21 protein-coding genes are annotated in these 25,480 nt (G+C 56.0%); 7 read left to right on the top strand and 14 right to left on the bottom strand.

The window, feature by feature from the left end:
- Position 1 precedes the first annotated feature (1 nt).
- The 4 genes from galU to cysQ all read right to left on the bottom strand — a co-directional run bounded on the left by galU (position 2) and on the right by cysQ (position 3,871).
- Positions 2-895, bottom strand: a complete 894-nt coding sequence (galU, locus tag C1J05_RS20365; RefSeq protein WP_114871862.1) for a UTP--glucose-1-phosphate uridylyltransferase GalU — start codon at positions 893-895, stop codon at positions 2-4.
- 155 nt (positions 896-1,050) lie between these two features.
- Entirely contained in the window at positions 1,051-2,277 is a 1,227-nt protein-coding gene (locus C1J05_RS20370; protein ID WP_114871863.1) for a glycosyltransferase family 2 protein, read from the bottom strand.
- Entirely contained in the window at positions 2,274-3,074 is an 801-nt protein-coding gene (locus C1J05_RS20375; protein WP_114872486.1) for a 3-deoxy-manno-octulosonate cytidylyltransferase, read from the bottom strand. The genes C1J05_RS20370 and C1J05_RS20375 overlap by 4 nt, the downstream gene beginning before the upstream one ends.
- The gene (gene cysQ, locus C1J05_RS20380; RefSeq protein ID WP_114871864.1) at positions 3,074-3,871 is read right to left on the bottom strand and encodes a 3'(2'),5'-bisphosphate nucleotidase CysQ; all 798 of its coding nucleotides are present in this window, start codon (positions 3,869-3,871) and stop codon (positions 3,074-3,076) included. Before cysQ ends, C1J05_RS20375 begins: the two co-directional genes overlap by 1 nt.
- Before the next feature lie 117 nt (positions 3,872-3,988).
- Here cysQ and C1J05_RS20385 point away from each other — a divergent pair, with 117 nt between their 5' ends.
- On the top strand, positions 3,989-4,810 hold the full coding sequence (locus tag C1J05_RS20385) for an ABC transporter permease (protein ID WP_114872487.1): 822 nt from the start codon (positions 3,989-3,991) through the stop codon (positions 4,808-4,810).
- A 32-nt stretch (positions 4,811-4,842) separates the two neighbouring features.
- Here C1J05_RS20385 and C1J05_RS20390 read toward each other — a convergent pair whose 3' ends face one another.
- The gene (locus tag C1J05_RS20390) at positions 4,843-5,445 is read right to left on the bottom strand and encodes an alpha-ketoglutarate-dependent dioxygenase AlkB family protein (protein WP_114871865.1); all 603 of its coding nucleotides are present in this window, start codon (positions 5,443-5,445) and stop codon (positions 4,843-4,845) included.
- Positions 5,446-5,660: 215 nt separating this feature from the next.
- Between C1J05_RS20390 and dnaK the strand changes: the two genes are divergently transcribed.
- The 3 genes from dnaK (at position 5,661) to radC (ending at position 9,654) form a co-directional block, all read left to right on the top strand.
- Positions 5,661-7,565 carry a molecular chaperone DnaK gene (gene dnaK, locus C1J05_RS20395; RefSeq protein WP_114871866.1) on the top strand — a complete coding sequence of 635 codons (1,905 nt, stop codon included), beginning with the start codon at positions 5,661-5,663 and terminating at the stop codon, positions 7,563-7,565.
- A 78-nt stretch (positions 7,566-7,643) separates the two neighbouring features.
- Positions 7,644-8,798, top strand: coding sequence for a molecular chaperone DnaJ (dnaJ, locus tag C1J05_RS20400; RefSeq protein ID WP_114871867.1), 1,155 nt, complete (start codon positions 7,644-7,646; stop codon positions 8,796-8,798).
- A 94-nt stretch (positions 8,799-8,892) separates the two neighbouring features.
- On the top strand, positions 8,893-9,654 hold the full coding sequence (radC, locus tag C1J05_RS20405) for a RadC family protein (RefSeq protein ID WP_114871868.1): 762 nt from the start codon (positions 8,893-8,895) through the stop codon (positions 9,652-9,654).
- Between the two features lie 13 nt (positions 9,655-9,667).
- On the opposite strand, the gene C1J05_RS20410 is transcribed toward radC, so the two are convergent.
- The 3 genes from C1J05_RS20410 to secA all read right to left on the bottom strand — a co-directional run bounded on the left by C1J05_RS20410 (position 9,668) and on the right by secA (position 15,035).
- Positions 9,668-11,227 carry a substrate-binding domain-containing protein gene (locus C1J05_RS20410; protein ID WP_114871869.1) on the bottom strand — a complete coding sequence of 520 codons (1,560 nt, stop codon included), beginning with the start codon at positions 11,225-11,227 and terminating at the stop codon, positions 9,668-9,670.
- 22 nt (positions 11,228-11,249) lie between these two features.
- Positions 11,250-12,209: a hypothetical protein gene (locus tag C1J05_RS20415; RefSeq protein ID WP_114871870.1), complete on the bottom strand. Its 960-nt coding sequence runs from the start codon at positions 12,207-12,209 to the stop codon at positions 11,250-11,252.
- Between the two features lie 123 nt (positions 12,210-12,332).
- Positions 12,333-15,035 carry a preprotein translocase subunit SecA gene (gene secA / locus C1J05_RS20420; RefSeq protein WP_114871871.1) on the bottom strand — a complete coding sequence of 901 codons (2,703 nt, stop codon included), beginning with the start codon at positions 15,033-15,035 and terminating at the stop codon, positions 12,333-12,335.
- A 183-nt stretch (positions 15,036-15,218) separates the two neighbouring features.
- On the opposite strand from secA, the gene C1J05_RS20425 reads away from it, so the two are divergent.
- From C1J05_RS20425 to mutT, 3 genes are read left to right on the top strand one after another with little or no spacing between them, the layout of a single operon-like run.
- Positions 15,219-16,070, top strand: coding sequence for a peptidylprolyl isomerase (locus tag C1J05_RS20425; RefSeq protein WP_254684665.1), 852 nt, complete (start codon positions 15,219-15,221; stop codon positions 16,068-16,070).
- 4 nt (positions 16,071-16,074) lie between these two features.
- Positions 16,075-17,301: a bifunctional glutamate N-acetyltransferase/amino-acid acetyltransferase ArgJ gene (gene argJ / locus C1J05_RS20430; RefSeq protein ID WP_114871873.1), complete on the top strand. Its 1,227-nt coding sequence runs from the start codon at positions 16,075-16,077 to the stop codon at positions 17,299-17,301.
- A gap of 13 nt (positions 17,302-17,314) precedes the next feature.
- Positions 17,315-17,713, top strand: a complete 399-nt coding sequence (gene mutT, locus C1J05_RS20435) for an 8-oxo-dGTP diphosphatase MutT (protein WP_114871874.1) — start codon at positions 17,315-17,317, stop codon at positions 17,711-17,713.
- Between the two features lie 362 nt (positions 17,714-18,075).
- Here mutT and infB read toward each other — a convergent pair whose 3' ends face one another.
- The 6 genes from infB to pip all read right to left on the bottom strand — a co-directional run bounded on the left by infB (position 18,076) and on the right by pip (position 25,458).
- Complete coding sequence (gene infB, locus C1J05_RS20445) at positions 18,076-20,577, bottom strand: translation initiation factor IF-2 (protein ID WP_114871876.1); 2,502 nt, start codon at positions 20,575-20,577, stop codon at positions 18,076-18,078.
- A gap of 9 nt (positions 20,578-20,586) precedes the next feature.
- Complete coding sequence (locus C1J05_RS20450; RefSeq protein WP_114871877.1) at positions 20,587-21,207, bottom strand: RNA-binding protein; 621 nt, start codon at positions 21,205-21,207, stop codon at positions 20,587-20,589.
- A gap of 22 nt (positions 21,208-21,229) precedes the next feature.
- The gene (nusA, locus tag C1J05_RS20455) at positions 21,230-22,864 is read right to left on the bottom strand and encodes a transcription termination factor NusA (protein ID WP_114871878.1); all 1,635 of its coding nucleotides are present in this window, start codon (positions 22,862-22,864) and stop codon (positions 21,230-21,232) included.
- A complete protein-coding gene (gene rimP, locus C1J05_RS20460; RefSeq protein WP_114871879.1) occupies positions 22,864-23,466 on the bottom strand; it encodes a ribosome maturation factor RimP in 603 nt (200 codons plus the stop codon). Before rimP ends, nusA begins: the two co-directional genes overlap by 1 nt.
- Before the next feature lie 142 nt (positions 23,467-23,608).
- Complete coding sequence (locus C1J05_RS20465; protein WP_114871880.1) at positions 23,609-24,490, bottom strand: ABC transporter substrate-binding protein; 882 nt, start codon at positions 24,488-24,490, stop codon at positions 23,609-23,611.
- The gene (gene pip / locus C1J05_RS20470) at positions 24,487-25,458 is read right to left on the bottom strand and encodes a prolyl aminopeptidase (protein ID WP_114871881.1); all 972 of its coding nucleotides are present in this window, start codon (positions 25,456-25,458) and stop codon (positions 24,487-24,489) included. Before pip ends, C1J05_RS20465 begins: the two co-directional genes overlap by 4 nt.
- Positions 25,459-25,480: the final 22 nt, after the last annotated feature.

Consider the following 25,480-nt stretch of genomic DNA (forward strand, 5'->3'; position numbering starts at 1 on the left):
GCTATTCCGCGGCTTTATCGACCGAAATCATTTCGCGCAGATACTGGGCCAGATCGTCACGCAATTCTTCGCGCGCCAGACCAAAGGCAACCGTGGCCTGCAGAAACCCGGCTTTTGAACCGCAATCAAAACGCTGTCCGCGGAACCGGTATCCGTAAACGCCATGTTTGGACCCGATTTCAGCAGCAATTGCATCCGTCAGCTGTATTTCGCCGCCGGCGCCACTTTTCATCTTGTTCAGCCTTTGCAAAACACTGGGCGCAAGAATGTAACGGCCAATTACGGCAAGATTGGAAGGGGCCTGCCCCGCTGCCGGTTTTTCAACCATACCCTTGACCGAAACCATCGAACCCATGTCGTCCTGTACATCCAGAACACCGTAAGAAGATGCCTTTTCCGGCGGAACTTCCATTGCAGCAACCATATTGCCGCCGGTTTCATGATACGCCTCGACCATTTGTTGAAGGCAGGGTTTTTCGGCAGCGATCACATCGTCCGGAAGGATCACGGCAAAAGGCTCGTCAGCAATAAGACGCCGCGCGCACCAGACAGCGTGCCCCAAACCCAGCGCCTTGTGCTGGCGGATATAGGCAATGGCGCCGCTTTCCATATTCGTCGTTTTCAGAATTTCGAGAAGGTCATCCTTGCCCTTTTTGCGAAGCTCCTGCTCCAGCTGCGGCGCGTGGTCAAAATAATCTTCCAGCGCACCCTTGCCGCGGGACGTGACAAAAATGAATTCCTTGATCCCGGCAGCGCGGGCCTCGTCAATGGCGTACTGGATCAGGGGGCGATCCACCAATGTCATGATTTCTTTGGGAACCGACTTTGTCGCCGGTAGAAAACGTGTGCCCATTCCGGCCACAGGAAAAATAGCTTTGGTAACTTTTCTACGCATTTTAATCCTCAAACTCGTCCAACCACATTCATCAAGGGCAGGTTACCGATAATGATACTGTGAAACAGCATATCGAACATGTCATTCTGACAAAATCACGGCCATTCGTTGAAAATTCCGCAGTGATGTGCCTTTTTCGCCTGACTGCCATGAAATCACAACAGCCTCTGACGGTGTATTCGGAAACATTCTACCCGAACTCTGCGGGAAAAGCGATAGATCCGGAACAGCGGCGAATCGCGTTCTGACCGCCCGAACAATCCGCCGCGTTGCACCCAATATCCGTCATCATGAAACCATATCCTGTGAAAAAGGGCGGTGGGTGACATCATCAGAAGGGTCACGATATGTCCGGATTTTACCTTGGCAATTGCCCTGGTGCGCAGCGATTTCGCGCTCCAGACGCGACCGGATATGACTTCTGATTTGGCAGTTTCGTTACCGACAAAACGCCTGAACGTGTCCTCGCAATCGGCGATGGGGACCACGGCCAACTTGCGGCTCAGACCCTCTGAATACCCCTGTCGCAAACCGCGCATCATCGCGCTGACATCGCGCGGCTCAAGCCCGCCGGTAACCATGTGCCGCAACAGCCGGTTGCGTTCGTTATTCTGTACTCTGGCCCATACCTGCGCCCGCTTTGCCGTGTCACAATGCTTGCCCAGATAAACAGCCCAACTTGCCCCGATCTGGAACAGATCACGGGGCACACGGTTGGACTTACGGCTCGAATTACCTTGGTACCCGTGATGGACTTCGGCCAGTGGTACAAGCGCTGTCAGAACGCCCTGCTTTGCCAGCCGCATGTTCACATCTGCATCATCATGGAAATAGCGAAAGGCCGGATCAAAACCACCCATCTTTGCCAGAACAGGCCGTCGGAACGCCATGTTAGTGCCTTGGGTCTTTATCGCCGTCGCCGGTTTCGGCGTCAGAACAACCGGTTGGTCCGCGCTCAGATTAAGGCTTGTCTCCACCCCTTCCGCATCGATGGTACGGGCTTTCCACTGATAGGATATTCCGTTTCGCGCGCGGACGTATCCGCCTGCCGCACCAACATCACGGTATCTGAAAGGTTCGGTCAGATAGGTCAGCCATGATGGTTCAGGCACGGCATCATCGTCGATAAAGGCCACGATCTCACCTGCTGCATGCAGAATACCTGTGTTTCGGGCCGCAGAAATGTTGGCTTCGTCAAAAGGAATGCACTTGATCGCGGCTCCCAAGGCAGAGCTTTCGATCGCCGCGACCCCGTTCTGATCTGCAACAACGATCACCTCGAAACAGGGATACCGTAACTGCCCCAGCGCCGTAACACAGCGCACCAGCGCCTTGGGTCGATCCCGGCTGACGACGATAACGCTGACGGGTATGGGGGTCACTCTATCCCCATTTGCGCCATCATCTGTTCAATTTTGGGCACATCCTGCGGGTTGTTCAACTCCCAGAACTGCCGCCCCCGCGCGTCTACTTCCACGCAAAGAACCGGGCGGCCGTTTTCCATGAACCGCAACTGCTCCAACCCTTCGAGTTGCTCCAGCGGGCCAACCGGCCAGTCCGGATACGCGCTTAACGCATCGGGTTTGAACGCATAGACGCCCACATGATGGAACACCGGCGTCAGTTCGGACTCTTCGAAAGACTGGCTGACATAGGGCACCACCTCTTTCGAAAAATAAAGCGCGGCATGGTTACGGGCAAAAACGGCCGTTGTACCACCAACCCGGCCCGCCTTGCGATCATTCAGAAACCCGTTCAGCGTTGCGCCGTCACATTGCAAAACCGGCGTTGCAACCTGTGCTTCCGGTGCGTTTTGCAATCCTGCGATCAACGCCTCGACGAACCAGGGCGGTGTCAAAGGTGCATCACCTTGCAGATTGACGACGATTTCATAGCTTTCGACCAGCGCCGCGTGCGCCTCGGCGCACCGTTCGGTTCCGTTCAGACAATCCGAAGATGTCATCACAACCTCGGCCCCGAACGCTTCTGCGGCCTGCCGGATACGATCATCATCGGTTGCCACAACAACGCGATCAACGCCCTTTACAGCGCGGGCCGCATCCCAGCTGCGTTCAATCAGGCTTTTCGAGACGCCACCGGCCCCTTTCAATGCGACCAGCGGCTTGCCCGGGTATCTGGAAGACTGGTAGCGGGCGGGAATGACAATCAGAACGGACATCATGGCGCTTTCAGGTCTACACCCGGTGCGTAGGCAATGAAAAACGGGTTTGCAAAACCGTCTTTGCCGTACATCAGTGGGGAATGGTCTTCGAACCTGACAACGTCACCCCCGGCACCTTTCAGAACGGCATGACCGGCAGCGGTATCCCATTCCATCGTGCGCCCGACCCGTGGGTAAAGATCGGCCTCTCCGGTCGCAACCAGACAGAACTTTAACGACGATCCTGCGCTTTTCATGTCGTTCACGGCATATTTGCCGATGTAGTCATCTGTTGCCTGATCCCTGTGCGACTTTGATGCGACCACCAAAAGAGCCGAATTGTCAGGTTTAGAGACTGATATCGGGCTGCACTGACCGATACTGTCTTTCTTGAATGGCCCCTGTTCTTCAACAGACTGACCGTCCGCGCGGGTGAAGAACATGCGATCTTTCGCGGGTGCGTATACGACACCCCGTGTCGGAACCCCTTTTTCAACCAAAGCGATGTTGACGGTAAAATCACCACGCCGGTTGATGAATTCCTTGGTGCCATCCAGCGGATCAACGATCAGAAATGTATCACCTTTCGCGCTGTGCGATGCTGCCTGTTCTTCCGTCACCAGCATCATATCGGGAAATGCCAGTCTTAACCCATCCGAAATAATCGCGTCGGCGGCTTCATCTGCTGCGGTTACGGGGCTTTCGTCTGATTTTACTTTCACATCGAAATCGTCGGAATCGTAAATATCCATGATGACCTCGCCGGCTTTCAATGCCAGTTCACGGATCACAGGCACAAGGACCTCATAATTCAAAGGAATACTCCTGTTGTCACTCTTGTTGAAATGTCTTCACTTGATCTTTATGCTTGCCACATATCGGAACATCAAGAATTCCGTGTCACGTTCCCCGCTCAAAAGGGCAAATCAGGCATGTTTCAATACGAACGCAAGCAATCAATGTTTGGGTCCGCTCTTTCCCTGTTAGAGCTGATCTATCATTCCGTTGTCCGCAGCGTGCGTAAAACGCACGGCAATGCGTTTCTGGCGATTGCCACGAACATGCTTCAGGCCGTCATTTTCGTGGCGGCCTTTTTCTTCATGTTTTCGATCCTCGGTTTGCGCGGCGCGGCGTTGCGCGGTGATTTTCTGATTTACATCATGACAGGCATTTTCCTGTTTCTGACGCATATCAAAACAGTCGGGGCTGTTGTCGGTGCTGAAGGCCCGGCAAGCCCGATGATGCAACACGCCCCCATGAATACGATTGTCGCAATTGCGGCCGCCGCATTCGGCGCGCTTTACATACAGGTACTGTCGCTTTTCACGATCCTGTTCATTTATCACGTGGCCTTTACGCCCCTGGTGATTGATCAGCCTGTCGCGACATTCGGAATGTTGTTGCTGTCGTGGTTCACCGGTCTGGCGGTCGGGATCGTGTTTCTGGCGATCAAGCCCTGGGCGCCCGGTTTTGTCACGATTGCCAGTACGATTTACCAGCGCGCGAACATGATCGCGTCGGGCAAGATGTTTGTGGCCAACTCTTTACCAACATTCATGTTGAACCTGTTTGACTGGAACCCGCTGTTTCATTGCATCGATCAATCGCGCGGATTTGCATTTATCAACTACAACCCCCGATACACGTCCGTTGAATATCCGCTTATCGTTGCGGTGGTCCTGATCATGATCGGATTGATGGGTGAGTTTTACACCCGGCGGCATGCATCTGTCAGTTGGGGTGCGCGCCTGTAGCTGACGCCTGAATTCGCAGGCTCAGCCGTGCGTCAGGTCGCTATACGCAATGTCAGATTTATGCGCCCGCCTTTGGGCAGCAATCGCGACGAACCGAACCTGATCCGGTCTATGCCATGATAGGCAAGGCGCGCATCGCCCGTCATCACCACAACGTCGCCCGATTGTAACCAGACAGATCGGGTTTGCCCGCCCCGTTTCGTTTGGCCGACCCGAAAAAGGGCATCATCACCCAGCGATACGGATACAACCGGCCAGTTCAGATCTGCCTCGTCCTTGTCTTGATGCAACGACATACGCGCATTTTCTGAATAGAAGTTTATCAAACAACTGTCCGGCAGGCGATCAACTCCGGAAACCTGTCGCCAGATATCCAGCACCTGATCGGGAATCTCGGGCCAGACTGTGCCCGCCGGATGGGTTTGCGCATAACGGTATCCGCTTTGGTCAGAATACCATCCGACAGATCCCGCCGAAGTCATGCGAACGCTCATTTTTTGGCCCTGCGGTGTCTGCGGCGAAAACATCGGAGCTTGCGCAATGACCTGCCGCAAATCCTCGACCAGCGACGCTTGTGCCCCCGGTGACAACAGGTCTTTGTATATATCAAAGCCGTGAAAGCTCAGCTTTTTCATAGCCTGTTTTCCTGTCATTGACGAAACCAAGTTAAAAACCTTGAAGATTCACAAAAATGCTGTGGGTTCAGCGGTTGCAGGGGTCAAAGTCGCTCCTTATATACGGCTGGAAGCGCGGAAACGGCAATGTCGGGGCCGCACAACCAGATCGGGGTCAGGATGCCGAAACGGGTCCAGCCCTCGTGTCATCGCCTTGAAAAGAAAAGGGATCAAATATGGCTAAAGTAATTGGAATTGACCTTGGAACGACAAACAGCTGCGTTGCAATCATGGACGGCTCTCAGCCCCGTGTGATTGAAAACGCCGAAGGCGCGCGCACGACGCCGTCTATTGTCGCCTTTACAGATAATGAACGTCTCGTTGGACAACCTGCAAAACGGCAGGCTGTGACCAACCCCGACAACACGATTTTTGGCGTCAAGCGCCTGATCGGTCGTCGCAACGACGATCCGGATCTGGCCAAGGACAAGAAAAACCTGCCGTTCAACGTAATTGATGGTGGCAATGGCGACGCATGGGTCGAAGCCAAGGGCGACAAATATTCCCCCAGCCAGATCTCTGCGTTCATCCTCGGCAAGATGAAAGAAACGGCTGAAAGCTATTTGGGCGAAGAAGTCAGCCAGGCGGTTATTACCGTTCCCGCGTATTTCAATGACGCCCAGCGTCAGGCCACGAAAGATGCCGGCAAGATCGCCGGTCTGGAAGTGCTGCGGATCATCAACGAACCGACAGCCGCCGCGCTGGCATATGGTCTGGACAAGGAAAACACCCACACAATCGCGGTCTATGACCTTGGCGGCGGTACGTTCGACGTCACCATTCTGGAAATCGACGACGGCCTGTTCGAAGTGAAATCGACTAACGGGGATACGTTCCTTGGCGGTGAAGATTTTGACATGCGCATCGTCAACTATCTTGCCGACGAGTTCAAAAAAGAGAACGGCGTTGATCTGACCAAGGACAAAATGGCGTTGCAGCGTCTGAAGGAAGCTGCCGAAAAGGCCAAGATCGAACTGTCTTCGTCCTCGCAGACCGAAATCAACCAACCGTTCATCTCGATGGATCCAAAAGGCGGTCAGCCTTTGCACCTTGTCATGAAACTGACCCGTGCCAAGCTGGAATCGCTTGTATCCGATCTGATCAAATCGTCGATGAAACCCTGCCAGGCCGCTTTGAAAGATGCAGGTCTCAGCACGTCCGACATTGACGAGATCGTTCTTGTCGGCGGTATGACCCGCATGCCCAAGGTTGTTGAAGAAGTCACTAAATTCTTCGGAAAAGAGCCACATAAAGGCGTCAACCCGGATGAAGTTGTTGCACTGGGCGCAGCCATCCAGGCCGGTGTTTTGCAGGGCGACGTAAAAGACGTTGTGCTGCTCGATGTGACACCGCTGTCGCTTGGTATCGAAACTCTGGGCGGCGTATTCACCCGCCTGATCGACCGCAACACGACGATCCCGACGAAGAAGTCACAGATTTTCTCGACCGCCGAAGACAACCAGAATGCCGTGACCATCCGGGTGTTCCAGGGTGAACGGGAAATGGCAGCCGACAACAAGATCCTTGGTGCCTTCAATCTGGAAAACATCCCGCCGGCACCGCGCGGCATGCCCCAGATTGAAGTGACCTTTGATATCGACGCCAACGGTATTGTGGCTGTCGGGGCCTTGGATAAGGGCACCGGCAAAGAGCAAAAGATCACGATTCAGGCATCTGGCGGTTTGTCCGATGAAGATATCGAAAAAATGGTCAAGGACGCCGAAGAGAACGCGGAATCCGATAAGGAGCGCCGTGAACTGATCGAAGCGAAGAACCAGGCGGAAGGCCTGATCCATTCGACCGAAAAGTCGATGGAAGAGCATTCGGACAAGGTGGACCCAACCACGATCGAAGCGATCGAACTGGCCATTGTGGCGCTGAAGGACGAGATTGAAACCGACAATGTCGGCAAAATCAAATCCGGCATCCAGAACGTGACCGAAGCGGCCATGAAACTGGGTGAGGCAATCTACAAATCCAGTCAGGAAGCCGACAACGAGCCTTCGGCAGCCGACGAGGCGCATGACGACGATATTGTTGATGCCGAGTTCGAAGATCTGGATGACGACAAACGTGCCTAAGCACGGAATGGAGTGATGTGTGGGCCGGTTCATTTAGCGAACCGGCCCACATGCGTTCCGCAACAAGGGTAGTTTCCCATGGCAAAACGTGACTTTTACGATGTGCTGGGCGTCAGCAAAGGCGCTTCGGGCGACGAGATTAAAAAGGCTTATCGCTCCAAAGCCAAAGAGTTGCATCCTGACCGCAACGCCGACAACCCAAAGGCCGAAGCGCAATTCAAGGAAGCGAACGAAGCCTACGAAGTACTGAAAGACGCTGACAAGAAGGCCGCCTACGACCGATTTGGCCATGCCGCTTTCGAAGGCGGAATGGGTGGTGGCGGAAGACCCGGTGGCGGCTTTGGCGGCGGCCATGGCGATTTTTCCAGCGCGTTTTCCGACGTATTTGATGACCTGTTCGGTGATTTCATGGGCGGCCAGCGCGGCGGCGGCGGTCGCAACCGTGCCGCGCGCGGATCAGACCTGCGCTACAACCTGCGCGTTTCGCTAGAAGAGGCATATTCCGGCCTTCAGAAAACCATCAACGTCCCGACATCGGTCAGTTGTGGTTCGTGCGAAGGATCAGGTGCCGAAGGCGGCGCCGAGCCGACAGCCTGCCCAACCTGTTCGGGCATGGGGAAAGTACGTGCCCAACAGGGGTTTTTCACGGTTGAACGGACATGTCCGACATGTTCGGGCATGGGCCAGATCATCAAGAACCCCTGCAAATCCTGTAGCGGTGCAGGCCGCGTCGAAAAAGACCGTGCCTTGAACGTGAACATCCCGGCAGGTGTTGAAACCGGCACCCGCATCCGTTTGGCCGGCGAAGGCGAAGCGGGAATGCGCGGCGGACCGTCTGGTGATTTGTACATTTTCGTCGAGGTATCGCCCCACAAACTGTTCGAACGCGACGGCACGAACCTCTACTGCCGGGTGCCCGTATCCATGTCGACCGCCGCATTGGGCGGAAACATAGAAGTGCCGACCATAGATGGCGGACGGGGCCGGGTGCAGATACCGGCAGGCAGCCAGTCGGGCCGGCAGATGCGCTTGCGCGGCAAAGGCATGCCCGCGCTTCGCGGTGGCGGCACTGGCGATATGTTCATCGAACTGGCGGTTGAAACGCCTGTGAACCTGACCAGCCGTCAGAAAGAGCTGTTGAAGGAATTCGAAGATCTGTCCGAGAACAACAATCCCGAAAGCAGCAGCTTCTTTTCATCGGTAAAGTCTTTCTGGGACTCGATGAAAGGGTAGAACCGCCTGTCTGGTCTCTTTTTACGGGTCCGAAAATCGATCCTGCGCGGCAGCTGTTAATCATATTGTAACCAGCCTGCGACAGGCTGTCTGCATGGCATATAATTCAAGCTCTTTCGCTGATCAGCCCCTGCCGTTTCTGACGGACGAGGCATCGCCTGTGCCCGTTTCGGCGGGCAAGATGCCGTCTTACATCGCAAATCACCGCACACGCCTGCGCGCCCGATTCAGGCTGGGCGGCGCGCACGCATTGCCTGACTACGAAATGCTGGAACTGGTACTGTTTCGCGCGATACCCCGCCAGGATGTAAAACCGCTGGTGAATCTTTTGCTGACAGAGTTTGGCGATTTCAATCGCGTCATCACCGCCGCACCGGAACGTCTGATTCGCGTCAAGGGCGTGGGTGAGGCGGTGATCACCGAATTGAAAATTGTAGAAGCCGCAGCTCATCGTCTGGCCCGAAGCCGCGTGATGGACAGACAAGTGATTTCCAGTTGGGATGCCGTTCTGGATTATTGCCATACGACAATGGCGCACCGCGAAACCGAACAGTTTCGGGTTCTTTACCTTGATCGCAAGAACACGTTGATCGCGGATGAAGAGCAGGCGGAAGGCACTGTTGATCATGTTCCGGTTTACCCGCGCGAGATTGCCAAACGCGCGCTTGAATTAAACGCATCGGCTTTGATTCTTGTTCACAATCACCCATCCGGAGATCCAACGCCGTCCGAAGCAGACATTGCAATGACATCCCAGATCGCGACCGCAACCGATGTGCTGGGGATCAGGTTGCATGATCATCTGATCGTCGGAAAATCAAAAGAGATCAGCTTTCGCGCACAGGGGCTGTTGTAATCGCGGCCTGCTGCTAACGTACCCAAACCTCGACCCTGCGATTCACCTGACGGCCCCAGTCGCTGTCGTCACAGGCCATTGGCAATGCTTCGCCGAACGCATCGACATCAAGTGTCACACGGTCCAGATTGGCGGTTTCCGCAGCCGCAACAACCGCTTGCCTTACCGCCTCGGCGCGCCGTCTGGCTATTGCCTGATTGGCAAGAGAAGGGCCATCACCGTCACTGAAACCCACAAACAACAGCCTGCGCGTATCGTATTGGCCTGCCTCCAGGGCAGTTGCCAGTTGTTGCACGTTCGATCGTGATTGCGCATCCAGACGCACAGACCCTGCTTCGAACCGGAACGATGTCGTCAGCCGCTTCATAGGCGCCAGAACCGAAACCATCTGGCGCAACCGCTCTCCGGAATTATCATCGCCCATGATCAGGATCGCATTTGCCAACCTGTCGCCCTGCGCGTTCAACCCGATTTCTTCGGGCGACTGATCCACAAAGCCGATGCGACGGATAACAGTCTGTGCCGTAGGACCACGCGTAAACGCGAGAAATTCGCGCGCCAGTTTCGGCAACCGCCGCGCTGGTTGATACAGAAACATCGGCGCTGTCAGTGGATAGTCTTCGGTTTTTATCGAACGCCTGTTGGCGCTAAGAGAAAACCCGCAACGGCCCGTCAGCGTCAAAACCTGACTGTTGCCGGCTTCTGCATAACTGGCAATGCCCAGCGCAAAAGGATCCGTCAGCACAGCTTCGGGAACAGACCGGCTTAGGGCGTGGCGCTTGATACCTTCGCCAAGGGTCAGTTTCGCGGGCTTCATCAACCGGTCTTCGACAGCCTGATGCAAGCCCGAACCCGCCGCGGGCAGATGCAGCGATATCTGCGCATCCGGGCCGCCAAGCTCTGACCAGTTGGTGAGGCGGCCAGCAAAGACCGCCGCCAATTCTGTAGTAGAAATCGACCGAACAGGATTACCCGGCCAGACCACCGGAACCATGGCATCCAGCGCCAGAACCCGGCTGCGGTTGGCGCGTGTCATATCCCCCATCCCGGCCTCGCGCGCGCGCTGTTGTTCGTTCGGGCGAATTTCGCGCTGTGCCATGACAATATCGGCTTCGTTTGCCAGAAGATCGGCAAAGCCTTCATCTGTATTGCTGACGCGAAAGGCAAAGCGGCCCGCCGGTTTTCCGGTTTGCCGGTCGGTGATCAGATAAACGAAATGCGAATCATCTATCGTTTCTCGCGTCGTTTTGTATCCGCTGCGCTGGGCAAATGCCTCCAGCAACGCCGGCACCAGCACTTCACCCATCGCCGAGGATCCTGAAATCGCAAGCTCTGCGACGTAATCTTCAAGATTGGGGCATCCGGGCCCGTCACACAACACGCCCGATCCGTCGACGGTCAATTCGCCATAGACCGTTTCCAGACGATAAAATTCTCCGTCAAAACCCAACAAGTTTCCGCTGATTTCTACCGCACCATCACGCGATGTTAACGTGACGTCTTGCGCCCACGCAGTTGTACAGTTCCAGAACAGAAGAAACGCGGCGAACACCGCCGCGCACCTGAATGACATTCGAATGTCCTAACGTCGCAAATCAGTTCCGAGCGACTTTCAGGTCTTCGAGCAGATTATTCAACACCAGAAAATCACCGACAGCGTCACATCCCGGCACAGACAGGGACAGGTTCTGGCTTTTGAGTTGCCCGGCATCGCGCATTTCAAGCGACTGCGCTTGAATATCACGACCACAATTGATCTTGGTCACAGCCGATTCAACGCTTAGGGACACAACGCCGTTTTCCCGCGCTGTGCCGGTTGGAAACGTATAGATTTGCGCCAGTAATGGCTCTGGTGCGCTGCGATCACCCAGAACCGTCAGAAATCCGCCCTCGCCCTTTGCTGCAACACTCAGGTCGCGGGCGGCGTCCTGCCAGACATGCCCTGTTGATCCGTATTCGGCGCCATATTCACGCGCATGCAATTCAAAGCCCAGATCGCCTTTCCACTGGACAACCACACGGTCGTAAAATTCTAACCCGTCAACATCAACCTGAACCGATGTGCCGTCGCCTTCTGAAAAGGCCAGCATGAAAAATGCGCGTGGATTGAGCGCCGGAACCGTGACGTTCAAAGATCCGTCTACCGCAGTGGTTTCCGTAAACATCATGCCGCTGTGGTGAATCGTGACGCGTTCGTTGCCCAGACAGGGCGCACGCAGCGATATATCGACCATCGCGGCCGCCAGAACCTGTGCGGAAGCGGTGATTTCGCAATCAACCGGAGGAGCCTCAAGCGAAAGTGCCTGCCCCAGACCGACAATGCCTTCCGGCAAAGCAGAGGTCAGTGCAATGGATTGAATATCAAGCCGCGAATCGTCAAGCGTTGGAAGTTTGACTCCCAGTTCGGCCTGAATAGGTTTGACTTCGATTTCCGGGATCTCTGACGATCCGCCATACCTTTGTTGAGCCGTTTCAGAGCTTTGCATGACAAAACCGATACCAACCGCACAGGCGAGCGTCCCTCCCGCCAAGGCTATCTGATTCAAATAGGACATAATCCGTCTCCATCCCCACCATGGGCAAAGATCAGAGTGGCACCAAAAAAGGGCCGAGTTATGACGGCCTATAGGTGTGAATCAGGCAAGAACATGGCAAATCGCCAACGTGTTACCGAACAGTTACGCCAGTCTGCCGTGGCAATGCTTGAATTTCTTGCCGGATCCGCACGGGCATTTGTCGTTACGCCCCGGATTGCCCCAGGTTGACGGATCATCTTCGACAAAGCCGTCAGCCGCAGCTTGCGGATTGGGTGCCGGCGACGGAGCGCCACCAGTCTCGGCCAATTTTGCCTGAGCCTGCTGCGCCGCGATCATTTCCATCAAAGCCTGTTGCTCTTCGGGTGTGCGCGGTCGGGCAGTTGCCAGAATACGCGTGATGTCTTCGCGCAGGGAATCAAGCATTCCCTCGAACAACTGGAACGATTCATTCTTGTATTCGTTCAGTGGATCACGCTGCGCATAGCCCCGAAACCCGACAACCGAGCGCAAATGCTCTAACGTCAGCAGGTGTTCGCGCCATTTCGCATCGATCGTCTGAAGCAGCACCTGCTTTTCAATCATGCGCATGTTTTCTGCGCCAAAGGACACTGCCTTTTTCGCCATGAAGTCATCGCTGGCCTTGACCAGACGTTCACAAATCTCGTTGTCGTCCACGCCTTCTTCGTTTGCCCAATCAACAACGGGCAAATCCATACCCAGCTTCTCAACGACCTGCGCATGCAACCCTTCGGTGTCCCACTGGTCTGCATAGGTTTTGGGGGGCATGAATTCGTGGATAAGATCTTCGATCACTTCGTGGCGCATGTCGCGGGTGATTTCCGAAAGATCTTCTGCTTCCATGATTTCGCGACGCTGCGAAAACACGACCTTGCGCTGATCGTTCATCACATCGTCGAATTTCAGAACCTGTTTGCGGTTGTCAAAGTTCCGGCCTTCAACCTTGGCCTGCGCCCGTTCCAAAGATTTGTTGACCCACGGGTGAACGATGGCCTCGCCTTCCTTCATCCCCATGGACAACAGAACCTTGTCCAGTTTCTCACCGCCGAAAATGCGCATCAAATCGTCTTCAAGGCTCAGGTAGAATGCTGTTTTGCCCGGATCACCCTGGCGGCCTGAACGTCCGCGCAACTGGTTGTCGATCCGGCGGCTTTCGTGCCGTTCGGACGCCAGAACAAACAGACCACCGGCTTGTTTGACCTTTTCTTTCTCTTCCGCGTGTTCGCCTTCAATTTTTGCCCGAAGCGCTTCGGGGTCGGCATCCGGATCGGCATTCAGTGCGTCCAGCACCTGCATCTCGACGTTACCACCCAACTGGATATCGGTACCGCGACCGGCCATGTTGGTTGCAATTGTCACCGCACCGAATTTGCCCGCATCCGCGACAATCTTGGCTTCCTGTTCGTGTTGCCGGGCATTCAGTACGTTGTGTGGAATACCTTCGGCTTTCAGCATTTCGCTGATCATTTCCGATTTTTCGATCGACGTGGTTCCAACCAGCAAGGGCTGCCCCTTGGCATGCGCTTCCTTGATGGAAACCACCATCGCTTCGTATTTTTCCTTTGCGGTCCGGTACACCGCGTCATCTTCATCAATCCGCGCGATTGGCCGGTTTGTCGGAACCTCGACAACACCAAGCTTGTAAATTTCCTGAAATTCTTCTGCTTCGGTGGCGGCCGTGCCCGTCATACCCGAAAGCTTTTCATAAAGCCGGAAATAGTTCTGGAACGTTACCGATGCCAGCGTCACGTTTTCCGCCGCAATCGGACAACCTTCTTTGGCTTCGATGGCCTGATGCAGTCCGTCCGACAAGCGGCGTCCTGCCATCATGCGTCCGGTGAATTCATCAATCAGGACAACATCATTATCGCGCACGATATAATCTTTGTCCTTCTGGAAAAGCTTGTGCGCGCGCAGACCCTGATTGATATGGTGCACAATCGTCGTGCTTTCCGGATCATAAAGGCTTTGCCCTTCTTCCAGCAAACCACGCTCTGTCAGCAGCTGTTCCAGAAATTCGTTCCCGTCATCTGTGAATGTCACATTACGGGTCTTTTCGTCCAGTTCGTAATGATCGGGCGTCAGCGAAGGGATAAGGGCATCAATGGTCTGATACAGATCTGACCGGTCCTGAGACGGGCCGGAAATGATCAGCGGCGTGCGCGCCTCGTCGATCAGGATACTGTCAACCTCGTCCACGATCGCGTAATAATGATCGCGCTGGAACATCTCTTTCAGGTCCGACTTCATGTTGTCGCGCAGATAGTCAAAGCCAAGTTCGTTATTGGTGGCGTAGGTCACATCGCAACCATAGGCCGCGCCTTTTTCCGAACCGGGTTGCCCCGGATAGACTGCACCGGTGGTCAGACCCAGAGCGCTGAAAACCTTGCTCATCCATTCCGCGTCGCGCTTGACCAGATAGTCGTTGACCGTGACGATATGAACGCCCCGCTCCAGCAGCGCATTCAGATAGGCAGGAAATGTCGCCACAAGGGTCTTGCCCTCGCCTGTCTTCATTTCGGAAATATTGCCCTGATGCAGGAAAATCCCACCCATCAACTGCACATCATAGGCGCGCAGGCCCAGGGCGCGGCGGGCCGCTTCGCGGCAGTTTGCAAACGCCTCGGGCAGCAAGTCGTCAAGACTTTCACCCTCACTCAGCCGTTTCTTGAAATCTTGCGTCTTTTCGATCAGCGCTTCATCCGAAAGTTTTTCAAACTCCGGCTCCAGCGCATTGATCTTGTCTATCAGCGGGCGCGTTGCCTTGATCTTACGGTCATTTGGCGTTCCAAACACCTTTTTTGTGATGGTTCCAAAACCCAGCATGCTCTCTCCAGCCGATCTGACGTGTTCTTGTGCGGCATTCACTTGCCCGCCCCGCGCACAGCCCATAGATATTGGGGTGATAGACGGCTCCGCATAGCCATGAGGCGATGTAAGGTTCCCGTCAAACAGTGTCAACGTCACCCGGCCAGTTCGGGCGTCCGAGACGCTAACATAGGATGGATTATGCTAAATAAGTTACGTAAAATGCCCGCTGTTGCCCTTATGTCGATGATGGCGCTGCCAGTCGCCGCCCAGGACACACCAACAGCCGATACTGTTGTCGCCACTGTGAATGGAACAGAAATCAAGCTGGGGCACATGATTGTTGCCCGCGCCACGCTGCCGGAACAATATCAGCAACTGCCCGACGAAGTGTTGTTTACCGGAATTCTGGATCAGTTGATCCAGCAAACCGCGCTTGAACAAAGCCTGACAACCGAACCGCCCAAACGTGTGACGCTGTCGCTGGAAAATGAACGCCGTTCGCTGCTAGCCGCAGAAGCAATCGAAGGCGTTCTGGCGGACGCATTGACAGACGAGGCGATTCAGGGCGTGTACGATGCGCAGTTTGCCAATGCCGATGGTGGCGACGAATATAACGCATCGCACATTCTGGTCGAAACCGAGGAAGAAGCGGCAGCCGTCAAAGCCGCGCTGGACGGTGGCGCAGATTTTGCCGACACCGCGCGCGAAAAATCAACCGGACCGTCAGGCCCCGGCGGCGGCGAACTGGGATGGTTTGGCCCCGGCATGATGGTTCCCGAATTCGAAGCGGCAGTTGTCGCGCTGGAGCCCGGCACGATATCAGAGCCTGTTCAGACACAATTTGGCTGGCATATCGTCAAACTGAACGAAACCCGCAAGAAACCGGCCCCTACGCTGGACGAGGCGCGCGACCAGATTGTAGAGCAAATTCAGCAGCAAGCCGTGAACGAGCGGGTTGCCGAACTGACTGCGGCGGCAGAGGTTGATCGCGAGGCAGGTGCCGCTGTTGATCCTGCGATAATCAAAAATCTGGACCTGCTGGAGAACTGATAACATGGCCGGTACGCCACCCCTTTCGCCTTTGGCGCCCAAAACCTTTCCGAAATTGCCGGTGATTGATGGCGTATCGTTTGCAACCGCTGCCGCCGGGATAAAATACGCCGGCCGCACCGATGTGATGTTGGCTGTCACGACACCCGGAACGGCAGTGGCGGGCGTGTTTACACGCTCGTCCACGCGGTCTGCACCGGTTCTGGACTGTCAGGCAAAGATCGGAACAGACTCATCTGATGGCGCCGCGTTTCTGGTGAATTCCGGAAACGCCAACGCCTTTACCGGACGTCACGGAACGGACTCGGTCAGCACAATTTGCAATGCCGTTGCCAAAGCTTCGGCAATTCCTGCGGAACGCGTCTTTACGGCATCGACAGGCGTGATCGGAGAGCCTTTGCCGCATGACAGGATCGTTGGTGTTCTTGACGAACTTGCCAGCCATCTGCGCCCTGACGGAATGCAGGATGCCGCGCGCGCAATCATGACGACTGACACATTTCCCAAAGGCGCGGCGGCAAGCTGTGACATTGGCGGCAACACCGTTTCCATTGCGGGCATCGCAAAAGGGTCCGGAATGATCGCACCCGATATGGCGACGATGCTGGTTTACATCTTTACCGATGCGAAAATCCAGCAACCCGAGCTTCAGGCCATCGTATCGGAATTGAACAATGCAACTTTCAATTGCATCACCGTCGACAGCGATACATCCACTTCGGACAGCGTTCTGGTCGCAGCGACGGGGGCATCCGGAATAGATGTTACCGGCCAACAGGTGTTTCGTGACGCCCTGCGCGAGGTCATGCTTGATCTGGCGCATCAAGTCGTGCGCGATGGAGAAGGGGCCACCAAATTCGTCGAGATCAGCGTCACCAACGCGACAAGTGACACCGATGCCAGGATACATGCTCTGTCCATCGCAAATTCGCCGCTGGTCAAGACCGCCATTGCGGGGGAAGACGCCAATTGGGGCCGTGTCGTTATGGCGATTGGGAAATCAGGCGCGCCCGCCGACCGTGATAAACTTTCGATCCGCTTCGGGGAACACATCGTCGCTGAAAACGGATGGGTCAGCCCGAACTACAACGAACAGGCAGCGTCAGAGTATATGAAAGGCCAGTCTCTTTCGATTTCCGTGGATTTCGGCATCGGATCAGGGGCCGCCACTGTGTGGACCTGCGATCTGACCCATGGCTACATCACGATCAACGGCGATTACAGATCGTGACGGAGACGGTCACTTGAAAACGGTTCTTGTCTCTGCCGTCGCGCTTATCGATGTGGACGGGCGTGTGTTGATCACCCAGCGCCCACCCGGCAAATCAATGGCCGGATTGTGGGAGTTTCCGGGCGGCAAGATTGAACCCGGAGAAACACCCGAGGTCGCCCTGATCCGCGAACTTCAGGAAGAACTGGGTATTGATACATGGGCCTCGTGTCTTGCGCCGTTGACCTTTGCCAGCCACGCTTACGATGATTTCCACCTTCTGATGCCACTTTTTGCCTGCCGCAAATGGGATGGAGTGCCGACTTCGCGGGAAGGACAGGCGCTGAAATGGGTGCGCGCCAATGCGCTGCGCGACTATCCGATGCCCCCCGCCGATATCCCGCTCATCTCGATTTTGCGGGATTGGTTGTAATTGCATTGGGTCTTCGGGGCTGATCAATCAACCCATAGGCGAAAACTCGCCCAAATGCTGCTTTTGGGCCGGTTACTGCGCAATGTTGCTGCCCTGGTTAAGAATTGACAGATGATTATTTCCAAAGGGTCCGCTACAAAAAGCCTATCAAATTTTTTGGGGAGATTTGATTTGCTAAGGACAATCATCATCGGCACATGCGTGTCGATCCAGGGCATATACGTCCGGACGTTTCCAGATGGCAGAATTGCGGTAAGGGACGGGCAGACGATATATTCCGGAATGCCGGTTGCCTGACCGGAAGGAATGAAACCAAAGACCAGAAGACGTAAGGGACAGCCAATGCTGTCCCTTTTATTTTATCAATCCAGTGTGCGGTTCACTTCTTCGCGCTCGAAAATCTCGATCACGTCACCGGGACGAACATCTTCGTAATTTTCAAACGCCATGCCGCATTCCTGGCCGGACTGCACTTCCGCGACTTCGTCTTTAAAGCGCTTCAGCGTTTTCAATGTGCCCTCGTGGATGACAACGTTGTCGCGCAGCAGACGAACACCCGCAGACCGGCGTGCAACGCCTTCGGTCACAAGACACCCGGCAACCTTGCCGACATTGGACACTTTGAACACGTCCTTGATTTCGGCATACCCGATGAATTTTTCCTTGATCTCGTTGCTCAGCAGGCCGGAAGCGGCTGCTTTTACATCGTCGACCAGATCATAGATCACCGAATAGTACCGGATTTCGACACCTTTCTGGTTCGCGGTATTACGGGCTGATGCGTTTGCACGCACGTTAAAGCCCATAATCGGGGCATTGGATGCCTCGGCCAGCCCGACATCGGTTTCGGTAATCGCGCCCACTCCGGAATGGAGCACACGAACACGCACCTCTTCGTTGCCGATTTTTTCCATCGCCTGCACGATTGCTTCGGCTGAACCCTGAACGTCCGCCTTGACCAGAATTGGCATTTCATTGACGGATTCATCCGCCTTGGCATTTGCCATCAACTGTTCCAGCGTCGTCGCCGCGCCGGCTGCTGCGCGTTTGTCTTTGGCAGCGCTTGCACGATATTCCGCGATTTCACGGGCCTGAGCTTCGGTGGCAACAACGTTCAGAACGTCGCCCGCTTCGGGTGTTCCGTTCAGGCCCAACACTTCCACCGGAACCGATGGTCCGGCTTCGTTCACGCGTTCGCCCTTGTCATCGACCAGTGCGCGCACTTTGCCCCACTGTTCGCCTACAACAAAGATATCGCCCTTTTTCAGCGTACCTGTCTGAACCAGAACCGTTGCCACAGGGCCGCGACCCACATCCAGTTGCGCTTCGATCACCGCACCCTCGGCGGCGCGGTCCGGATTGGCCTTGAGTTCCAGAACTTCAGCCTGCAACGAAATCGCCTCGAGCAATTCGTCAAGACCGGTTCCCTTGATGGCCGAAACCTCGACATCCTGAACGTCACCAGACATCTTTTCCACGACCACTTCGTGCTGCAACAGGTCTGTACGCACCTTGTCAGGATTTGCTTCGGGGCGGTCGATCTTGTTGATCGCAACGATCATCGGAACACCCGCCGCTTTCGCGTGCGCAATTGCTTCGACAGTCTGCGGCATCACGGCATCATCTGCCGCAACAACCAGAACAACAATGTCCGTCACCTGTGCCCCGCGCGACCGCATGGATGTAAACGCGGCGTGGCCGGGTGTATCCAGAAAGGTCATTTCAGACCCGTCAGCCGTTTTTACACGATAGGCACCGATATGCTGCGTGATCCCGCCCGCTTCGCCAGAAACAACTTTGGCCTTGCGGATGGCATCCAGCAACGATGTCTTGCCGTGGTCAACGTGACCCATGACAGTGATAACCGGAGGCCGCGGCAACAGGTCTTCTTCCTTATCCTGAACCTGGGCAATCACATCTTCCACGTCAGCATCGGACACCCGGACAACCTTGTGGCCGAATTCCTCGATGATCAGTTCGGCTGTATCTGCGTCGATGGTTTCGTTTTGCGTCACCATCATCCCGTTGTTCATCAGGGATTTGATTACCGCACCAACGCGTTCCGCCATACGGTTCGCCAGTTCGGACACGACGATCGCTTCGGGCAATTGTACTTCGCGCACGATCTTTTCGCGCTCGACACTGCCGCCCATCGCCTTTTGACGCGCGCGTTCCTGTTTGCGCTTCATCGCCGCCATGGAACGTTGACGCCCGCCTTCACCACCGGCAAGGGCCTGGTTCAGGGTCAGTTTTCCAGAACGGCGTCCGTCATCAAAGCCTTGTTTGTTCCGTGTCGGGCGCTGATCCTGCTCACGGTCCGTCTTGCGTGATGGCGCGGGTGCGCCTCCTGCACTCTTGCTCGGGCCGCGTGGTGTCGGCGCTTCTGCACTTGGCGCGATCTCGGCGGCCGCGGCTGCGGCGGCGCGCTTGGCCGCGGCTTCCGCATCAAGCTGTTCCTGCTTGGCTTTGGCAGCAGCACGTTCTTCGCGTTCGCGTTCTTCTTTTTCCTTGGCTTCCGCCTCGGCGCGGCGGCGGTCACGCTCTTCTTCGCGCGCCTTTTCTTCAGCCTCGCGCTGAAGCGCGTCTTCTGTCTCGCGTGCTTTGGCAGCCTGAACCGCCTTCAGACGCCGTTCCATTTCCGCATCGGTGATGCCGGCAGGACGACGCGACGGATCACCCGTGACCGGACCGGTGGCCGGCGTGGCAGGTTTTGCCGCGCCCGGTTTAGGCACGACAACCCGCTTACGTTTTGTTTCCACAACGACGTTCTTGGTCCGCCCATGGCTAAAGCTCTGCTTTACATTCCCGGGGCGGGATCCACCGGGGCGCAGCCCCAACGTCTTTTTGCCATCACTATCGCTCATAAAGCTGTCTTATCCTTTCAGGCGGGCATCGCCGCCGTCATTTCTTCGCAGGCCCTTAAGCCTTTGCGCTTCCTCTACTACACGCGACGTGAGTCCACCAGAGGCGAGCGCTGCATGTATCACAGTTTGGCGTCCGAATGCCAAACCCAATTCACCGGCTGTCAGCCAGCCGATATATGTCCCAAAGTGCGGCGTGCTCAGTTTCGATTTTCCGCGCCCCGATCCGTCTATTGCCTGGATCAGAACCTGCGCTTCTTCCTTGATCAGCCAGTCCTTGACCTTTTCATATCCGGCCACCGCGTGGCCTGATTTGCGTGACAAGCTTAACAAATCGACAACGCGTCGTACCAAAAGCGCTTCAACAAGGTCTGCAAACCCTTCAGGCACCTGCACCGCCTGCCTTGCCGCCTTGGCGAACAGCTTTTTATCAACTGCTTTTTGCAAAGCCAACCGATCTGCCGCAACCCAGATACCGCGACCGGGCAGTTTGCCGGCAATGTCCGGCACGATCTGATCGTCAGGCCCCACCACAAAGCGGATCAGGCCGAACTTCGGCTGCACCTCGCCCGTGGCAATGCACTTGCGTTCAGGACCTTCAGATCGGTCTTTCGAGGCGCCACCGCGTCCCATGTGCGTGCCACGAGGCCTGAAATCAGGCCTCGCTCTCCTCGGCAAACACGTTTGCGTCCGGATCGGATTCGCCGTCTTCCTCGCCTGCCTTTTCAAGTTCTGCCGGGTCAACCCACCCAAGCATGACCCGTGCGGTCATGACCAGATGCTGCGCCTCTTCAAGGGACATATCGAATGCTTCCAGCAAGCCATCGTCTTTTACGCGCTCACCATCTACCGTGGTCCAGCCGCCGGCCAGTTCCCAATCCGCACAGGTGGCGAAATCTTCCAGCGTTTTAACGCCATCATTCGCCAACGCCTCAATCATCTGGGGTGTCAGACCCTCAAATTCAACCAGGCTGTCTTCGACGCCCAGCGCACGGGCATTTTCCAGTGCGGCCTTGTTTTGCGCCTCAAGAACGTCGCGGGCACGCGCCTGCAGCTCATTGGCTGTGTCTTCGTCGACACCGTCAATCACCAGCAGTTCGTCAACTTCGACATAGGCCACTTCTTCCAGATTGGTGAAACCTTCCGACACCAGCAACTGGGCAAAGAATTCGTCCAGATCCAGATTGTCCATGAACAGTTTGGTCCGCAGTTCAAACTCGGCCTGACGGCGCGCGCTTTCCTGTTCCTCGGTCATGATGTCGATATCCAGACCCGTCAGCTGGCTGGCAAGACGCACGTTCTGGCCACGGCGGCCAATGGCAAGGCTCAGCTGTTCTTCGGGTACGACCACTTCGATCTTTCCGGCTTCTTCATCCAGAACAACCTTGGACACTTCGGCGGGCTGCAAGGCATTCACAAGGAAAGTCGGCTGGTCTTCGTTCCACGGAATGATATCGATCTTTTCGCCCTGCAATTCGTTTACAACGGCCTGAACGCGGCTGCCGCGCATACCGACGCAGGCACCAACCGGGTCAATCGAGTTGTCATACGAGATCACCGCGATCTTGGCGCGCGAACCCGGATCACGGGCAACCGCCTTGATCTCGATGATGCCGTCATAGATTTCCGGCACTTCCATCTTGAACAGTTCCGCCATGAATTCGGGGGCAGTGCGGCTCAGGAAAATCTGCGGCCCGCGCTGCTCGCGGCGCACATCCTTGATATAGACGCGGATACGGTCGTTCGGGCGATACGATTCGCGCCCGATTTTTTCATTACGGCGCAGAATCGCTTCGCCCGCACCAACATCCACGATGACGTTGCCATATTCTTCGCGCTTGACCAGACCATTGATGATGGTGCCCGCGCGATCCTTGAATTCCTCGTACTGGCGATCACGTTCGGCTTCGCGCACTTTCTGCAGGATAACCTGCTTTGCCGATTGCGCCGCGATCCGTCCCATTTCAACGGGGGGAACTTCCTCGACGAAAGTATCGCCCACTTTGGGATCGTCCATATACTGCTTGGCCTGCTCGACAGTGAATTCGGCCTGATAGTTTTCCAGCTCTTCGTCTTCCACAACGGTGCGCACGCGGGTGAATGTGGCTTTGCCGGTCTTGCGGTCGATATGAACACGAATGTCCATTTCCGCGCCATAGCGGGACTTGGCGGCGCGGGCCAGGGATTCTTCCATCGCTTCGACGACCAGACCGGGATCGATCATCTTTTCGCGGGCCACGGCCTCGGCGGTTTGCAACAGCTCAAGCTGGTTTGCGGATGTAATGGCCATCAGTTGTTCTCCACAGATTGTTCGGTCGTGTCGTCCGTATCGGACGTTTCATTGACCACTTCATCAAAATCATCTTCGTTCAAAGCGCCCGACGCTTTGCGCTGGCGCAGCATTTCCTTGATCAGGTCATCCGTCAGCACCAGCTTGGCATCTACCAGCCAGTCAAATTGCAGGCCGATCGTGCCTTCTTCAATGTTGATCAAAACCTCTTCGCCCTCGACACCTGCCAGCGTCCCTTTGAAGCGGCGGCGGCCGTCAATCAGATCGGCGGTTTCGATCTTGGCCTCGTAGCCTTCGAACATCTCGAAATCCTTGAGGCGGGTCAGGGGCCGGTCGATACCCGGGCTAGAGACTTCCAAAGTATAGGCATCCAGTATCGGATCCTCGACATCCAGAACCGCGCTGACCTCCTGACTGATCTTGGCGCAATCATCGACTTCGATCCCGCCTTGCGGCCGGTCTGCCATGATCTGCAATGTGCTTTCCTTGCCCGACATCAGCCGGACGCGCACCAGTTCATACCCCATGTCTTCGATCACGGGGGTGATGATCTCGGCCATCCGGCGGTCCATCGCAGCTTTGGCAATCAAATCGTTTGTCATTTTTCCAAGCACAAAAAAACGGGCGCGCGGCCCGTTACATCGTTTCGGTGGGCACCGGGTTTGGACCCCAGCGCGCCGCTGTTGATAGGGATATACGGATGTCAGCGCGGTTCTGCAAGGGGCAACAAAACCATTGGCGCTTTTAGGTCAGCCACCAACGCTCGGCCATGCGGTAATTGTCCAGCGGCCATCTTGTGCCGGACGCGTCGGACATGGCCAGCGATGCCTCAACCCGGACCGCGAATTGGTGAACGATCTTCACGGCGTCGCCTGTTCCGGTCAATCCGGACGGGTCAATCTGGTCCGCCACATCGACATACCCGCCTTCCAGCGCCTGCGCGCGAACCCGTGCATCCGGAACCGACGTGAATTCAACAGTCTCGAACCAGCCGGATTTGCCATCCTTGTAATGTTCTTCGACCCGCACGCCCAGAAACTGGCGACCCGGCAGAAACTTTTTCACCCGGTAAAGCCCGGTTCCAACGCCGGCTTTCACCGCCGCTTCGGTTTCGTGCGCGGGGTAAATAACCAAGCTTGGGTCAGACAAGAGAAACGGGAAATCCGCGTTGCTGCGGGCAAGCACGATTCTGACACAGGCGGGCCCTGCCACCTGAATTTCCGTCACGTCCTGCAACAACCCATTCCGGCGATGGCGCTGAACAGAGGCGACAACATCAACGGCCCCGAACGGAATGCCATTGTGAAACACCGCATCTTCGCGCAGATCAAATATCCATTCGCGCGCGTCGGCACTGCCTGTCCAGCGCGTGGCCAGTTCACCGCGCAATGTGCCTTTGGCCGCAATTTCGGTCAGCGTATCAAATACAGCGCCCTGTGCCGCAGCCCGCATGAACAGGCCCGGATTCGGTTCGCCCCACATGTCGCCCCGGCTTGCACCCGAAAGGGCGGCACGCAAACGTCCACCCGGTTGCGGCCCGGTTCCGGCCGCCGACACCCCGGTTGCGGCCAGCAATGCGGCGGCTGCGCCCGAAGTGAAAAGCGCACGGCGATCAACGGTACTCATTCTTCGGCAATCCCGTCCATAACACGCACCAGTTCGGCGCTGATACCCGGCTCTGACAGCGCGTGCCCGGCATTGCGCACCATTTTCAAATCAGCAGCGGGCCAGCGTTCGGCAAGTGCCCACGCCGAATGCGGCGGGCAGATCATATCGTATCTGCCTTGCACGATATAGCCCGGAATATGGGCGATTCTGTCCATGTGCGCGAGAATTTGGCCATCAAACTCCAGAAAACCTGCGTTTATGAAATAGTGATTCTCCAATCGGGCAAACGCACGGGCGTAATCTCCGGGGCTTTCGCCTGCCGATCCCGACGAATGGATCGAGGCCAATGCGTTTTCCCAGGCGGACCATGCGCGCGCGAATTGCGTTTCCGTACCAAGATCGCCGGAAAACAGCCTTCGGTGGTAGGCTGTAATCATGTCGTCCTGCTCGGCTTTGGGGATAAGAGATGCGAAACGCGACCAGGTTTCCGGCCAGAATGCGCCCGCGCCACCGCCATAGAACCAGTCCAGTTCGCGCTGTGTCATCAGGAAAACACCGCGCAGTACAAGCTGTGCAACCCTTACGGGGTGGGTCTGGGCATAAATCAGGGCAAGGGTCGCGCCCCAGCTGCCACCAAATACGATCCATGACGTGATACCCAGATCCTCGCGGATCCGTTCGATATCGGCCACCAGATGCCATGTGGTGTTATCCTTGACCGATGCGTGCGGGCGCGACCGTCCACATCCGCGCTGATCGAAAAGAACAACACGATAGATTTTGGGATCGAAATACCGCCGCATGGCCGGGCTGCAGCCCCCGCCCGGACCGCCGTGCAGAACAACAACCGGAATGCCGTTCGGGTTGCCGCACTGTTCGACATAAATCAGATGGCCGTCGCCCATATCCATCATCCGCTGATCGAACGGGTCGATCGGAGGATACAGATATTGCACTGCGCGCTTTTGATCCAAGAATTTGTCCATTACTGACCTATATAACGCTCGT

This window comes from Sulfitobacter sp. JL08 (genome assembly GCF_003352045.1).
In the GTDB taxonomy this organism is placed as follows: Bacteria; Pseudomonadota; Alphaproteobacteria; order Rhodobacterales; family Rhodobacteraceae; genus JL08.

Bases quoted from the DNA above. Each gene is read 5' to 3' on its own strand.
- galU (WP_114871862.1), bottom strand. From the start codon at position 895: ATGCGTAGAAAAGTTACCAAAGCTATTTTTCCTGTGGCCGGAATGGGC.
- C1J05_RS20375 (WP_114872486.1), bottom strand. From the start codon at position 3,074: ATGTCCGTTCTGATTGTCATTCCCGCCCGCTACCAGTCTTCCAGATAC.
- C1J05_RS20385 (WP_114872487.1), top strand. From the start codon at position 3,989: ATGTTTCAATACGAACGCAAGCAATCAATGTTTGGGTCCGCTCTTTCC.
- C1J05_RS20390 (WP_114871865.1), bottom strand. From the start codon at position 5,445: ATGAAAAAGCTGAGCTTTCACGGCTTTGATATATACAAAGACCTGTTG.
- dnaK (WP_114871866.1), top strand. From the start codon at position 5,661: ATGGCTAAAGTAATTGGAATTGACCTTGGAACGACAAACAGCTGCGTT.
- dnaJ (WP_114871867.1), top strand. From the start codon at position 7,644: ATGGCAAAACGTGACTTTTACGATGTGCTGGGCGTCAGCAAAGGCGCT.
- radC (WP_114871868.1), top strand. From the start codon at position 8,893: ATGGCATATAATTCAAGCTCTTTCGCTGATCAGCCCCTGCCGTTTCTG.
- C1J05_RS20410 (WP_114871869.1), bottom strand. From the start codon at position 11,227: ATGTCATTCAGGTGCGCGGCGGTGTTCGCCGCGTTTCTTCTGTTCTGG.
- C1J05_RS20415 (WP_114871870.1), bottom strand. From the start codon at position 12,209: ATGTCCTATTTGAATCAGATAGCCTTGGCGGGAGGGACGCTCGCCTGT.
- secA (WP_114871871.1), bottom strand. From the start codon at position 15,035: ATGCTGGGTTTTGGAACCATCACAAAAAAGGTGTTTGGAACGCCAAAT.
- C1J05_RS20425 (WP_254684665.1), top strand. From the start codon at position 15,219: ATGCTAAATAAGTTACGTAAAATGCCCGCTGTTGCCCTTATGTCGATG.
- argJ (WP_114871873.1), top strand. From the start codon at position 16,075: ATGGCCGGTACGCCACCCCTTTCGCCTTTGGCGCCCAAAACCTTTCCG.
- infB (WP_114871876.1), bottom strand. From the start codon at position 20,577: ATGAGCGATAGTGATGGCAAAAAGACGTTGGGGCTGCGCCCCGGTGGA.
- C1J05_RS20450 (WP_114871877.1), bottom strand. From the start codon at position 21,207: ATGGGACGCGGTGGCGCCTCGAAAGACCGATCTGAAGGTCCTGAACGC.
- nusA (WP_114871878.1), bottom strand. From the start codon at position 22,864: ATGGCCATTACATCCGCAAACCAGCTTGAGCTGTTGCAAACCGCCGAG.
- rimP (WP_114871879.1), bottom strand. From the start codon at position 23,466: ATGACAAACGATTTGATTGCCAAAGCTGCGATGGACCGCCGGATGGCC.
- C1J05_RS20465 (WP_114871880.1), bottom strand. From the start codon at position 24,490: ATGAGTACCGTTGATCGCCGTGCGCTTTTCACTTCGGGCGCAGCCGCC.
- pip (WP_114871881.1), bottom strand. From the start codon at position 25,458: ATGGACAAATTCTTGGATCAAAAGCGCGCAGTGCAATATCTGTATCCT.